Origin of the sequence: Sulfuricaulis sp. (assembly GCF_041499725.1) — a bacterium.
In the GTDB taxonomy this organism is placed as follows: Bacteria; Pseudomonadota; Gammaproteobacteria; order Acidiferrobacterales; family Sulfurifustaceae; genus Sulfuricaulis.
This window is the reverse complement of record NZ_JBGQKW010000001.1, coordinates 62,287-76,340: the sequence shown is the minus strand read 5'-3', so window position 1 is coordinate 76,340 and position 14,054 is coordinate 62,287. Positions and strand designations below refer to the sequence as shown.

Here is a 14,054-nt window from a genome sequence, read left to right as displayed (position 1 = left end):
AGGAAGACCTTACAGTTTAGCAAGGGTTGGTGCACAATGACTTGCCCTGCCCTGATGTCAGGTGGAAAATATACTCATGCATGATCTCCAAGGCCAAAGATTGACCGCGACTAGTCCTGCTGCAGACCCCGCAAAAGAACTGTTCTGGAAAGAATCGTCTTTATTCTGGTTTTCATTTTCCGTGCTGGCGGGGTTGTTTGTGCTCGCGCTCTACGAGCATGGACTCAACCGGATGGTGCAGTATTGGTTCGCGCGTGAGGAATACAGTCATGGCGTGATGATCCCTTTCATCACCGCATTTCTGATCTGGCAAAAGAAGGATGTGCTGGGACGTATATCCTTTGGCGGATCTTGGGTGGGGATGGTTATCACGCTTGCTGGTGCCGGCATTATATCGATAGGCAATATCAGCGCCATCACGGTTATTTTGCAATATGGTTTTGTAATTACGCTTGCTGGTCTGGTTTTCGCCTATATGGGGTGGCGTGGGTTCAAAGAGATTTGGGCACCGATTTTGATTCTGTTTTTCATGATCCCCTTTCCGGATGTCATCGTTCAGGACGTTTCCCGGTCCTTGCAGTTGATTTCTTCAAGCATAGGCGTATGGATAATCCGTTTATTCAGTATTAGCGTTTATTTGGAAGGTAATGTTATTGACCTTGGCACCTACAAATTGCAGGTTGTCGAGGCATGTAATGGGTTGCGTTATCTTTTTCCGTTGATGACGCTTGGTTTTGTATGCGCCTATATTTACAAAGCCGCCTTGTGGAAGAAAATGGTTGTTTTCCTGTCAAGTATCCCCATCACGATTTTCATGAATAGTTTCCGCATCGGCATAATCGGTGTGCTCGTCGAATATTTCGGATCATCCATGGCGGAAGGCTTTTTGCACGACTTTGAAGGTTGGGCGGTATTTATGGCCTGTACCGGGATTCTGGTTTTGGAGATGTGGGGGCTGGCCCGGCTTGGCAAGGAAAGCCGTCCTTTGCGGCAGGTGTTCGGACTGGATTTCCCCCAACCTACCCCCAAGGATGCGCAGCTCCGCTATCGTCTATTGGGCCGTGCTTATTGGGCGGCTGCCGTTGTCGTGGCAATAGTCGCAATAACGTTCTTCATCCTGCCTGCGAAACGGGATGACGTAAAAATCACTCGGAAAGAATTTTCAGACTTTCCGATGACTCTCAGTGATTGGAATGGGAAAGCGCAGCCCTTGGACAGGATTCTCGTCGACGCGCTCAATCTGGGAGACTACTTGTTAGCGAATTATGTTAATAACCGGCAGCAGGCAGTGAACCTGTATGTCGCCTATTATGCCTCGCAAAGCAAGGGCGCCTCTATTCATTCGCCGCGTGCCTGCCTGCCGGGCGGGGGGTGGGAAATGAAGACCCTTACTCAGCGGATCGTAGATGGTGTCGAGACAGGTTCGCAACCGCTTCAGGTCAATCGGGCTGAAATTCAACTGGGTGAAAACAAGCAACTGGTTTACTACTGGTTTCAGATGCATGACCGCGGCATTAGCAACGAGTATCTTTTGAAGTGGTTTGTGTTCTGGGATGCGTTGACCCGTAATAGAACGGATGCCGCGCTCGTACGAATTACAACGCCGCTTGCGCCCGGTGAGAGTTTTGCGGATGCGGACAACCGCTTAATTAATTTCGTGAAGACGCTGAATCCCAATATAAGCGATTATGTCCCGAATTAAAGCGGGTGGATGACAATATGTGCGAGGACAGCGTTGATCGGGTTAGCAGTTGCCACCAATCAAATTACGGATCAGCATCCCGGACCAAGATTGGCTACCTAGTGCCCGAGTTTCCCGGGCAAACGCACAACTTCTTTTGGCGCGAGCGTAAGGCTTTGAAGGAGCTCGGCGTCGAGACAAGCCTAATATCGACGCGAAGACCGCCTCTTGGCGTCGTATCGCCTACGTGGGCGAAAGACGCGCAGACGGAAACGACTTATCTCTTTCCATTCTCATTTTTTGATTTTCTGCGTGCGTTTATCATCATGATCAGGGCTGGCGTATGTGCATGGATAAACTGCGCCAAGATCATAACCAGCGTCCAAGATGCAACGCTAGCAGGGAAAGTGCGTTTGACGCTGCTCATCCCATTTGCGGCTAAGCTCGTATGGGTTAGTCAGCGCCAGGGATGGCGACATGTGCACGTTCATTCCTGCGCGGATGCGGCGAACATAGCCATGTTAGCAAATGCGCTACATGGCCCTACGTATAGCCTAACACTTCATAATCCACTCAGCGTCTATGGCCCAAATCAACGTCAGAAATGGTCACGTGCGCGATTCTGCATTGTCATCACGCGCAAGTTATACGACGAAGTAACTAGAACACTGGTTGGGTTTTTGCCGTCGAGGCTGGTAATAGCGCCTATGGGAGTAGACGTGGTTCAGTTCAACAGACATGCTCCTTATCGTCCGTACGCTGGGGAAGGCGAGTTGTGCGTATTCAGCTGTGGTCGTTTGAACCCAAGCAAGGGATTTCCTTTCCTTATCTCAGCGATTAAGCTGCTTGTTGACCAGGGGGTAAATGTTCGATTAACAATTGCTGGAGAAGACGATGTGGGTGGTACCGGCTATAGGCGGAAGTTGGTCGCGCTGACGGCTGAGTCGGGTGTATCAGAACGAGTAGCTTTTCTCGGCGCGGTTCCTGAGGAAATTGTGAGTGAGCACCTAGAACAGGCGCATGTGTTTGTTCTGGCTAGTTTGGCCGAGCCGCTGGGCGTCGCGCTTATGGAAGCGATGGCTATGAGCGTGCCAGTGGTCGCAACCGACGGGGGAGGCGTACCTGAACTTATAGAAAATGGTGCAGACGGCATCCTCGTTGAGCCAGGAGATGCAAACGCCATCGCTGTGGCTATCATGCGTGTGATCGGGGACCCTTTATTTGCTGTCCGGTTGGGTCAGGCATCACGTTTCAAGATCGTTGAGTCGTTCGGCCATCAGCGTAGCGCGCGGGCAATTGCCGATCTTCTGGCAGCGAGATGAGGGAAATGAAAGAGTGTCAATATATTGATCATCGCCAAGGCGACCAACCCTGAATGGGTTGGCGTGCCCGCAATGATGAATCTGGGCACTGGAAAGAGTCGATTTTCCTGCCCTAATTGGCTTGCCGGTTCAGACAAATCTGGTAACTGGCTCCTTACGGCCAGAACCGGCCGATCGCCTTTCCCATGAGCGGTCGGTTGCATTACCCTAATGGCAGACACTCAGCACGTCAGTGTATGGGATATCTTGTGGACAAGTGCTTTCGACCCATCGGTGCGGCTCTGTAGGATTTTCACATCACGTGGTGACTTACTGAAACACAAGCCAACCCACAGTTCCGAATATTTACCGATGTCAAGCGCCACGGGCTGCTCGCCAAGGATGAGCGCGGGCGCGCGAAGCCGGAGACGGTCACGGAAACAAGGCGGCTTGATGTGGGGGCATGTCAGATTGCCCGTTTAGACGGCCGGGAAACGGATGCGTGACGAACGCGGGCGATTTATTTCTGGCAACCCTGGTGACCCGGGGCGCTTACCACGCGTGACCGAAGACGATTACCTGGTCGCGTTGCGGAGAGAAGTTTCACCGGCTGCTTGGCGCGCGATCGTCCAGCGTGCCATGGCGGATGCTAAAAAAGGACATGCCAGTGCGTGTGAGTGACTCAGCAAATTTCTACTGCCGTCCGCCGACGCCCTGGCGCTTGCGGCCGGCGCTGCAGACGAGCCGGCCGTGCGCGTTGTGCCGCCCTGGAATGGCCATATCAACCCGGAGCTGATGGGTTCTGTGCTAGTCCGCGAAACAGAAAAAGAATGCGAGGCGCGAATGGCGGCTAAAGCGAAAGCGAAAACCTGAGCAGGATACGAGAAACGTCGGCTAATTACAGGACCGCCACAAAATCAACTGTCGGTCTTGCCCGTCGCGGCTCACGGATCGGTGTATATTCGACGCGGCGAAATGATTTCTCAAGGCGCAGCACTCGATATCCATAGGTTGTGAGCATTTGTAATATCGGGTCAGAATCCGTCACCGTGCTGCCATGTCGCTCAAACACGAAAGCCGGTATCAATCTCTTTGAAAGCGTTTGTTTCATTCCGGCGAAAACCTCACGCTCGTGACCTTCCACGTCGATCTTGCAAACCGATATGTCAAGATTGGGGTGCTGACCGAGCCATTTATCAAAGGTGATTGTCGGTACGCTAAAATGCCCATCTGCAGACACGCGAGCCATGCCCGGATGTCCGGTTGGTAATTCCATGGAAAGATTGCCATCCGCATCGGACAGCGCAACGGGTTCGACCTGTACCCAAGAGAGTCCATTGATTGCAATGTTTTGGCGCAAGCATTCTAAAGTTGGCGGCATTGGCTCAAAGCATATCACGCGACCCGTCGGACCTACGGCGTGGGCTAACACAAGCGCGGTCGCGCCAATATTGGCGCCGATATCAATGGCGACAGACCCAGGCCTAGAAAACTTCTTAAGCGCTATATTGACCCAAGGGTCGAAATCGCCGAACCAGAACAGGCTGCGACTAACTTCATCGGCATCGACCGAATATCGCTTGTAGCGAATGCCATTTTTGCCGACAAATTCACCGAAGCCTTCTGGAATTTCCGGCAGCAGGCGCAGTATCGAAGCGCGTGGGGTGTTTAGCGGGTAACGCGATGTTACCGCTCGCAACAATTGGATAATCCATCGCATTAGCACCACCTCTTCGGGGCCTCATGGGCACGGGTCTGTGCCCGTCCCCACAATATCTATAGTAAATCTCTTTATCCTTCAGGTACAAAACCACCTTCAGACCATTCTGCGCCGCCTGCTTGGTCTGTTTGGCTGGCGCAGGAAACGAGCCACTTTCAAACTGTACCACTACCGGGCGACTTGAACTGCACAGAAAGTGAGGCGGGAAATCAGATCGTCCGCGCAGCGATCTGCGAATGTCCGCTTCGGCAGTGCTTGAGCGGTCTGCGTGATCGGCTGGTATGGGTCGCCGCCAGCCATTCGTTCTGAGCCGAAAAGATTCAGACCAAACGCCCCAGTTTGAGTAACACGGGGGCCTACGGATACATGGCCTCACACGATACCTGACAATTGAACTGATTTACAACACCTTATTAAGGAACCGTTAATGCAGGGGTTGATATATGACCCCTCTTCCGATAGGCATGAGTCATGCTCACGCCGCTGAACGATCAATTGAATGAAAGGATACCCGATGACAGACGAGCAACTGGTAAAGCTTATTGATAAAGTCATCAAGAAGTTCCACGGTAATGGGAATGAACTCGAAACAGCGATCGGCTCCCTCATATTATGGCGGCATCTGGGGCGGAAGGTCTTGTTACTGGTGCACGATAAGACGACGCTCAAGAAATACGAGAAGCTTCTTGGGGTGGACGTCCGCACGATTTGTCCCGCCAAGGGACCGCTGGCAAGACGCTCCCTGGCATCGACGGCCGTCACAAAACCGAGGACCTTCTGGAAAGCGGTCAAAGGGGAAATCCCGAACGTGAAGACCTTCGAGATACAATCCTTGGAGCCTATCCTACAGGTAGCATATGGGGCTGTTGATTAACCCCGTCCCTTTGAGATGTGATTGTTAGACAATTGCTTTTACCAACCGAGCAATTTCCTCGAACTTCTGACCTCTTGGCGCGGCTAAAAAGTCTTGCCCTAAGGACGTTTCTTGAGATATGGCATTCAATACATGTAATTTCATGCGAAAAATACATTTCGGAATGATAAAAAAATCATACCCACAATCATGTAGCAGCCTGATGAGCGGTTCTTCTTTAATTTGATGTTCAGTTCGCTCATTTAGCTCAAAAAGGATGGCATCGGGTTGCGTGGCGGACAGCAATTGTCGCGCACCCCGTAACACTTCAGTTTCGAAGCCCTCAACATCAATTTTGATGAGACGTATTGAGCTGATTCCCTCATTTTTACATATTTCATCGAGTGGAGCGACCTGCACGTTGACAACGTCACAATTCGCCCATCCTTTATTCCGGACCAAAGATGCAGCGCCTTTATTTTGATTTGGAACAGTTAACTCCAGCGTATCCTGCTTGGAACCTAAGGCGATAGGATGGAGGGTGACATTAGTAATTTTGTTACGACTAATGGTTTGTTTTAATCCGTCATACAACGATGGGTTTGGCTCGAAGCTATGAACATTCCCATTTTTCCCAACCAAGTCCGATAGCAAAACAGTTACCATCCCAATATTGGCGCCTATGTCAAGTACGGTATCGCCATCGCGAACAATTTTCTTGCATACCCAGGTGATTTTCCTATCTAAATCACCAACATAAAACGCCGATCTTCCGACATGGTCATTGAGGTCTGCAAGGACCTCACCACCAGGTACTCGGCACCAAGCCTTGCCGCCTTGAGTGCCACTCATGAGTTTGACAAATCTGGAATTAGCGAGCGATCCACATCCACTAAAAAAAGGGTAACGTCTTGTAACAGCAGCTGTTAATGATTGTCTTAAATTTGGCATACTCTATTTCTCATTTGTGCCTGTCTATGCTTCAAGCAGACGCCAGCTTTTCTGGTATTCTGATGGTGTTTACTACATAACGAATAAGGATAAGTCGTGGTTGCACGCAATTTATTCTTATTCGCCAAGCCCTGCGCGGCATGAGGCAAATTGATTGCTTCATTTGTACTTTGGTTAGGTGGGAAAACTGGGTAAAAGACCCTTTATGCCGAAATATAAGCTTGGACGCAAAGCGGCAGGTTGGCGGACTCAAATACTCGCATTCGCGATGTTTCTCGCGGGCGCCGCCCAAGTGCAGCCTGACGACGCCATCAGGAAGCCCGCCGTCTTCAGGGTAACAACCGACGTCGTTAACGCGAACGTGCTTCCGTTCACTGCCACCATTGGCGGTTTCGGCAACTCGCTGACGAACGTGGGGGCTGGCTTCGAACCCATCGTCTTCCGCGACAAGCTCATCGCACTCGAGGATTCGCCTAACCGCATCGTTGCCGATCCCGCCGCCATATCGTATTGGGACAGCTTGCGCGAGGGATTCCTTGATCAGGCCATGGTGCATATTTACCGCATCGAGAACGGTCGTTTCAGAATGGTGCGTGAAGACCGGGTCATGAGCGGTGGCTCGCACGCCAGCGGATGGTTCCGTGCTGTTGATAACAGCCAGATCATCTCGCCCGGCACAACCCGTTTCTTTTTTCGCTGGGAGAATTGGAACCGGCCACATGCCAAATATTACTTCACCATACGCACAATCGACAAGTACGGTAATTTGTCTCCAACTGCCCCGGCATTCGAAATTGACAGTCCAGAAAGGCTGGACAAAGCTCCTACGACACAAAATGCACTTGTCGCCTTCAATCCCGTCAAAGCACTTTTCTCCCGTCCGAAGCCGCCATCCGCGCCGAATGGCCTCAGAGGCAAACTAGGCAGCGACGGAATATTGACGCTGGAATGGGAACCTGTCGCTTCTCCTGATCTGGCCGGCTATGTCGTCTATCGTTCCGACTATCCACCGAACCATCACAGCGGATATTACCTCCAGCTGGCCGGCGTGCCCGCATCGGCGGCCCAGAACGTCAAGGCTGGTGACATGGTCATCATTAGCAAGAAAATCTATTCGCCTTCGCGCAATCGAGATCTATCCAACCGCGTCTGGGGAGCGGAATCTGAATACAACAATTTGCTGCCGGGGCTGCTACACACCTTTCCCGACGAAAACCCCGGCAAAATATGGTCGCTCGTTCCGCACGCCGCCAATACGCCGGTGGAGGAGCCTGGCGAAACCTGCCTCAAGCTACAACTCGCGGCGGGCACCAAGGAATCGCTAGCGATCTACAACCACAGCGGCACCGACCAGTTCTGGTATGACGTACTGGAGAAGGATACCTATACGGTCGAGGTCTGGTTACGCCAGGAGGGCAGCGGCACAGTACAGTTCAAATTGACCGGTTTTTACGATACCGCGCCGCAAAGAATCAAGCCTGTTGTCTTCGACGTCGGTCCAGGATGGAAAAAATACATCACCCATTTCACGCCCACTGTGATTCAGGGTGGATCCCGCGCCAACACGATGGCGCTGGAATTTACAGGCCCGGCTATCTTTTATGTCGACAATTTTCGTGTCTACCGCGCAGACACGACCTTTCTGGACCTGCTCCCGCGTGAATATGAGGCCATCAAGTCCTCCGGCATTTCCGCCCTGCGCACCCACGGCCTGATCAAGACCGGCATCCACACCTATGACATAGAGCAGCTCACCAACAGCGGTGGCGTAATTAGCGGAACGGGGAAATTAAACACACTGCCTCAGACCCTGAAGATGATGCGGACAGTCGGCGTACAGCCCTGGCTGCAAATTGAGTTCCACATGAACCCCCATGAGTGGTTGGCCTTCATCGAGTATATGGCCGCCCCTTACGACCCGAAAGTCGATACCCGCGCCAGCAAGCCCTGGGCCTACAAGCGCTACAGCCAGGGGCAGACCAAACCTTGGGTTGAGGAGTTCGAAAGGATCTATTTCGAATTGAGCAACGAGACCTGGAACGGCCTCTTCACACCGTGGACTTTCAATCCCATGACCGACGCCGCGTCGAAGAAGAGCTACAGCCCCGGGCAGGTCTACGGCCTGTTTCAGGAATACGTGCGCTCGATCATGCGGAGCAGTCCTTATTGGCGGCCAGCTAACCTCGACCGCAAATTCGTCTTCATGCTGGGAGGTTGGGCGGGCAACATGGGCTACAGCCACGATGCGGCTTCGGTTTCCCCTGCGTCGGACTTTCTCACCATTGCGGCCTACAACGGCGGCTGGGACGAGGCGGAGGGCCCGCCCAAGCTCGATGCCGCCAGCCTGTTCAACACCCTGGCCCAGGTCAACCAGTCGGCCATTCCGGTGGCGGACCTCTATGCGAAAGAACTGCTCGACCTTAAAGCCAAAGGCGCGGGCAAGTTGCGGCTTGGCACCTACGAAGCGGGCCCGGGCTACGCGCTGAATGGGCTCAACAACGCCCGCGTTACCGAAGAGCAGGAGCGTACTCAGGAGCAGGTCATGAAAAGCTTGGCGGCCGGCACAGCAACGCTGGATTCATTCCTGGCCCGGACTTACCGGGGCTTCGCCATACAGAATTTCTTCACGTTTGACAGCGGCATGCTGTGGAAGTCGCACGCAAAGTGGTATCACGGCGGGCAGGCCTACCCATCGTGGAAGCTGCTGGCACTGTTCAACAAAGAAGCCAGTGGCGATATGCTGCGCACCGAAACCTTGAACGTCCCGAGCGCGGATCTCAAGGCATTCAGTCGCCGGCAAACCATCAAGGACGCACCCCTGGTAGCGGTCTACGCGACACGCAATGCAAAGCGTTACAGCCTTTTTTTGATCTCGCGCAAAGTCCCGGATTACCCCGTCGGTAGCGACGATGGTTACACCCCGGTCAGCGTCGAGCTTCCATTCAGCGAGGCGAGATCCGTCACGCTCTACCGGATGACAGGCGCCCCGGATGCGAACAATCTGCTGAGCGATAACGTTAAAATCCAGAAGCTTGACATACCGTCGTCAAACTTGGGCCGACGTTTCCGTCTGAATGCCGAAACCGGCGCCGATGAGCGGGGCCTACCGCCAGCGTCCACCTTCCTCTATGTGTTTGATGGCGTCAATTACAGGAAAGGGCGCAACCCAGCCACTGAAAGATGACCTGCGATATCAGAAGGAAGGCTCGAGGCCTGCCGGCGCTAACAACTGACTAAGGAGTCTTCAAAAAGTGATGTCCCGACCTCGTGTATTGATCATTGCTGAAGCCGCCAATCCAGATTGGGTGAGCGTCCCGCTGGTGGGTTGGTCACTGGCTAATGCGCTTAGAGAAGTAGCCGATGTCCATATCGTGACTCATATCCGCAACCGGCAGGCTATTCTAGGCGCTGGCTTGATTGAAGGCGATGATTTTACCGCGATCGATTCCGAGGCGATTGCCAGACCTTTATGGCGTATCTCTAATCTTCTACGCGGCGGCGCTGGAAAAGGCTGGACTACCACCACGGCCATCAGCGTGATTTCGTACTACTACTTCGAGGCCTTGGTTTGGAAACGATTCGGCGAAGCCATCCGCTCCGGTAAATTCGATCTTGTTCATCGCATTACGCCACTCAGCCCAACGACTCCCAGCACGATTGCCAGAAAGTGCCGGCGAGCGAATATTCCTTTTGTTCTTGGGCCATTAAACGGGGGCGTGCCTTGGCCTAAAGGGTTTGATTCCGCAAGGCGCCAAGAAAAGGAGTGGTTGTCTTACGTTCGTGGCGCTTACAAGCTTCTCCCCGGGCATGGCAGTACCTTGCAATCGGCATCCGCGCTACTGATTGGATCCAAAGATACGCTGGCACAAGTACCTGCCAAGTATCATGAGAAATGTGTTTATATGCCGGAGAATGCTATTGACCCAACAAAATTCTTTCGCATGGCCAGTCCTGGAGATGCAAACATATTACATGCCTGTTTTGTCGGTCGACTGGTTCCTTACAAGGGGCCGGATATGTTGCTGGAAGCTGCAGCACCTCTCCTTCGGGAAAAACGATTGCACCTTGACATTGTTGGAGACGGACCGTTGATGCCAATTTTGCAAGAGACGATAAAAAAGGAAGGGTTGGGCTCGGCAGTTACTCTGCATGGTTGGGTAGCGCACTCAGAGCTTCAGGAAGTCATGTGTCGTTCGCAGGTTTTTGCTTTTCCCAGCATTCGGGAATTTGGCGGGGGTGTCGTGCTGGAAGCCATGGCTTTAGGCCTTGTTCCCGTAGTCGTTGACTACGCTGGCCCGGCTGAGCTGGTAACTTCCGATACCGGATACAAACTGCCAATGGAGCGGCGTGAAAAGATAGTGTCTTCCTTAAGCGGCAAATTGAAAATGTTGGCAGGTGATCGGCAGGCTCTCGCGCCTATGATGTCTGCCGCCAGAGAACGTGTGCATAGCTTATTTACCTGGGCGGCCAAGGCCAGGCAAATAAGGGAAGTTTATGACTGGGTTTTGGGCGCGCGCTTTGGGAAGCCAGAATTCTTTAAGGAATGAGCGTGCCCTGAACTTGCCTCCCTTTTTTGCTTTCGTGCCATCTCTGCATATGCCACCCCTAATCCGGCAACGGACCAGTACACGATTGGAATGATCGCAATGTTACTCACCGTAAATATGATTACCAGGATGGCGAGAAGAGTGGCCAACAATGCCCGGCCAAGCAGGCGTTCCTCGCTATTTTTGTCCCGAATCGAGCGCATGGCACGGTAAATACCCAGGAGTATCAAAGCGAAGAAACTGACAAACAGCCCAAGACCCACGAATCCCGTTTCCAAGGCTATCTGGATGTAAGAATTGACAATGTCGATAATGCCCTGGCCCTGACGCATGGCCTCCATCTCAGGCGCCTCGAGATAATTGACCGAGCCGAACCAGGGGTTGCGCTCAATCACGATCATTGAGTTGGTGATCAGCTGCTGTCGGTAGTCGATACTTCCTTTTTCCGTCGTTCCGATAAAGGGTAATAAATTGATCACCTTCTCGCCGCCCGGCAGCACGGCAGCCAAGGAAAAAACCAGCGCTGCCACCGCCAACAGGCCCATCAGGCGGGGAAGCGCGTAACGGCCGGTGGCAATGAAGACAGCCATTAGCACGGCAGCGCCTACCCAAGGTCCGCGTGATAACGGGGCAATCAAACCGGCCGCCAGCAACGCTATGCCGAGTCGGCGGACGAGTTTTTTTTGGATGGATCGTTGCAAGAACAAGTAAAGCCCCATCCCTACGACCATTAGGTAACCCAGAGCGATGGAGTGACCTGCTGTGACGACAGCCCTGAGCATTCCGGTCCGTTCCAGATAATTCAGCATTCCTCCCAGTCCAAGCACGCCAAGCAAAGGATAATAGAGCAACCAGTGCCGGGAGGCCTCGAAAATTGCGATCAGAGCAACCACCATGATCGCCAGCACAAGGCTCAGCAGGGCATCGCGAAAGGCTTGCAGATCTTTCAGCGAGCGGCTGATGACAAAATAAGGGAGGAAGATATCAATGAACAGGTAGAAGGCTCCACGCAAGGTGGCCGTTACGCTGGCGTCACGCACGTAGAGCAGAGTGGTGAGTAATAGATAAACAGCCAGCACTATGTCTGGCCACGTACGGCCGAAGGCGAGGGCGCCGCGTTGCCGGGTCAGAACAAAAAATGCGGGAAGCAGGATGAGCAATTCCAGTATCCTGGCGTGAGAAAGTTCGAAGAAATAGTTGATCAGGCCCATCCCAGGAATAGAGACGGTGGCCATAGGCAGAGCGAACAAGATGAAAAAAAACAGCGCGGGTGGATTGGTTTCGCGCAGGTTGGCGTAGATCAGCAACGGTATGGCGATAAGTGTGTACACCCAGAAGTTGTGCGCCAGGAAGGCGGCAAGCGTAAAAGCGAACCAAAGATTTCGCCTTCGTGTATAATCGCCAGTTTTTGAAATGGTACAAGCGGGCCGGTGTGCAAATGCAAAGACCATCGTTGCGAGGACAAGAATAACGATTAATGTTCGGAGATGTTCTGGCATGCCTGGTTTGTTACGGATTGGTGTCGATTTGAGTAGCCGTTCATTGCATTCCTTGCTAAGGAAACACACGAATCATTAATTGTGCAAGAGTAACAGGTTTTTTAAACTGCCGCGATCATGTGGTTTGCAAATGTCAATGTCATCAGTAAATTCACCCACCCTTAGGCAGCGCGTTCTTCAGGCCGGTTCCTGGACCCTGGCCGGGTACGGCGTAACCCAGGCGCTGCGACTGGGAGGAAATCTCATTCTTACGCGTTTGCTGTTTCCCGAGGCATTTGGGTTGATGGCAATTGTTCAGATAATTATCTATGGCGTGAATATGCTTACCGATGTGGGAATTGGTCCCTCTATCGTCCAGAAGGCCCGAGGAAATGACCCAGCTTTTCTGAACACGACCTGGACCATCCAGATTGTGCGAGGCTTTCTGATGTGGGGCGGTCTTTGTGTTCTGGCATTGCCCATAGCCGGATTGTATGGTGAGCCACTGCTCGCATACATGCTTCCCGTTGTTGGCTTGACTGCAGTCATCGGCGGTTTCAACTCAACTAAATTGTTCACGGCGCAACGTAATCTGGAGGCGGCGCGAGTGACGCAAATTGAAATCGGCACTTATGTGCTTGGACTGCTTTGTACCGTTTATCTTGCCTGGCTTCAGCAATCAGTTTGGGCGCTCGTCTGGGGTAGTCTTATCGGCGCTTGCCTGAATATGTTTGCTAGCCATCTGTTGCTTCATGGTATAAGAAATCAATTTGCCTGGGATCGCGACGCGGTTGACCATCTGGTAGGATTTGGGCGTTGGATCCTGTTAAGTTCTGCTCTTACTTTTTTGTCTACAGAAGGCTCACGTCTGGCGATCGGCGCCTTGCTTGACATGCGCCAACTGGCTTTATTTACATTGGCGAGCATGATGAATCTCCTGCTCTGGAATGCCATGCTGAAGGTGATGGGAACTGTATTTTTTCCTGCCTATTCGGAAGTTTATCGCACCAATCCAAAAAAACTCATGGCCGCCCTGCATAAGGCTCGACTGACATTCATTCTTCCCAGCTGGAGTGTGGCGGTTTTATTCGTCTTTTTTGGCGGCCAGCTTATGGGGATACTATACGATGAGCGTTATCATGGATCAGGCCCCATACTCGAATTGCTTGCTGCGGGCTCGCTCGCCGGTTGTGTGTGGGGATCGTACACCGGTGTTTTGCTGGCGATAGGCAAGGTTGCTACTCAAACGCTGCTGACTGCCATCCATATTATTTTCCAATTTGCTGGGATGTTTATTGGATATCATTATGGAGAGAGTATGGGCTTGGTGATCGGCTTAGCCGCGTCCTATTGGATAATGTACCCTGTGAATGCGTTTGTGATGTCCCGCAATGGATTATGGCAACCCGGCCTTGATCTGACTTTCCTCGCGGCTTCGGTCTTGATGGTTGTACTGGCATGGCCTCGTTTGACCTTAAGTCTTGGTTCATGAGCACAGTATGGACACTCGATGTCATGAGTAC

9 protein-coding genes are annotated in these 14,054 nt (G+C 52.5%); 6 read left to right on the top strand and 3 right to left on the bottom strand.

The annotated features are described in order from the left end of the window. The first annotated feature begins 76 nt into the window (after positions 1-76). Both xrtD and epsE read left to right on the top strand, forming a co-directional pair. Positions 77-1,702, top strand: a complete 1,626-nt coding sequence (xrtD, locus tag ACC569_RS00315) for a VPLPA-CTERM-specific exosortase XrtD (protein ID WP_372521483.1) — start codon at positions 77-79, stop codon at positions 1,700-1,702. 101 nt (positions 1,703-1,803) lie between these two features. Next, the gene (epsE, locus tag ACC569_RS00310; protein ID WP_372521482.1) at positions 1,804-3,003 is read left to right on the top strand and encodes an exopolysaccharide biosynthesis GT4 family glycosyltransferase EpsE; all 1,200 of its coding nucleotides are present in this window, start codon (positions 1,804-1,806) and stop codon (positions 3,001-3,003) included. An 877-nt stretch (positions 3,004-3,880) separates the two neighbouring features. Here the strand turns inward: epsE and ACC569_RS00305 are convergent. After that, positions 3,881-4,702: an FkbM family methyltransferase gene (locus ACC569_RS00305; RefSeq protein ID WP_372521481.1), complete on the bottom strand. Its 822-nt coding sequence runs from the start codon at positions 4,700-4,702 to the stop codon at positions 3,881-3,883. A 514-nt stretch (positions 4,703-5,216) separates the two neighbouring features. Between ACC569_RS00305 and ACC569_RS00300 the strand changes: the two genes are divergently transcribed. Continuing rightward, on the top strand, positions 5,217-5,576 hold the full coding sequence (locus ACC569_RS00300) for a hypothetical protein (RefSeq protein ID WP_372521480.1): 360 nt from the start codon (positions 5,217-5,219) through the stop codon (positions 5,574-5,576). Positions 5,577-5,600: 24 nt separating this feature from the next. Here the strand turns inward: ACC569_RS00300 and ACC569_RS00295 are convergent, their stop codons facing one another. After that, a complete protein-coding gene (locus ACC569_RS00295; protein WP_372521479.1) occupies positions 5,601-6,506 on the bottom strand; it encodes an FkbM family methyltransferase in 906 nt (301 codons plus the stop codon). Positions 6,507-6,711: 205 nt separating this feature from the next. On the opposite strand from ACC569_RS00295, the gene ACC569_RS00290 reads away from it, so the two are divergent. After that, entirely contained in the window at positions 6,712-9,690 is a 2,979-nt protein-coding gene (locus ACC569_RS00290; protein ID WP_372521478.1) for a hypothetical protein, read from the top strand. Positions 9,691-9,760: 70 nt separating this feature from the next. Further along, positions 9,761-11,053: a glycosyltransferase family 4 protein gene (locus ACC569_RS00285; protein WP_372521477.1), complete on the top strand. Its 1,293-nt coding sequence runs from the start codon at positions 9,761-9,763 to the stop codon at positions 11,051-11,053. On the opposite strand, the gene ACC569_RS00280 is transcribed toward ACC569_RS00285, so the two are convergent. Next, on the bottom strand, positions 10,999-12,552 hold the full coding sequence (locus tag ACC569_RS00280; protein WP_372521476.1) for an O-antigen ligase family protein: 1,554 nt from the start codon (positions 12,550-12,552) through the stop codon (positions 10,999-11,001). The two genes, ACC569_RS00285 and ACC569_RS00280, sit on opposite strands and share 55 nt — an antisense overlap. A gap of 136 nt (positions 12,553-12,688) precedes the next feature. On the opposite strand from ACC569_RS00280, the gene ACC569_RS00275 reads away from it, so the two are divergent. Next, on the top strand, positions 12,689-14,023 hold the full coding sequence (locus tag ACC569_RS00275) for an oligosaccharide flippase family protein (RefSeq protein WP_372521475.1): 1,335 nt from the start codon (positions 12,689-12,691) through the stop codon (positions 14,021-14,023). Positions 14,024-14,054 lie beyond the last annotated feature (31 nt).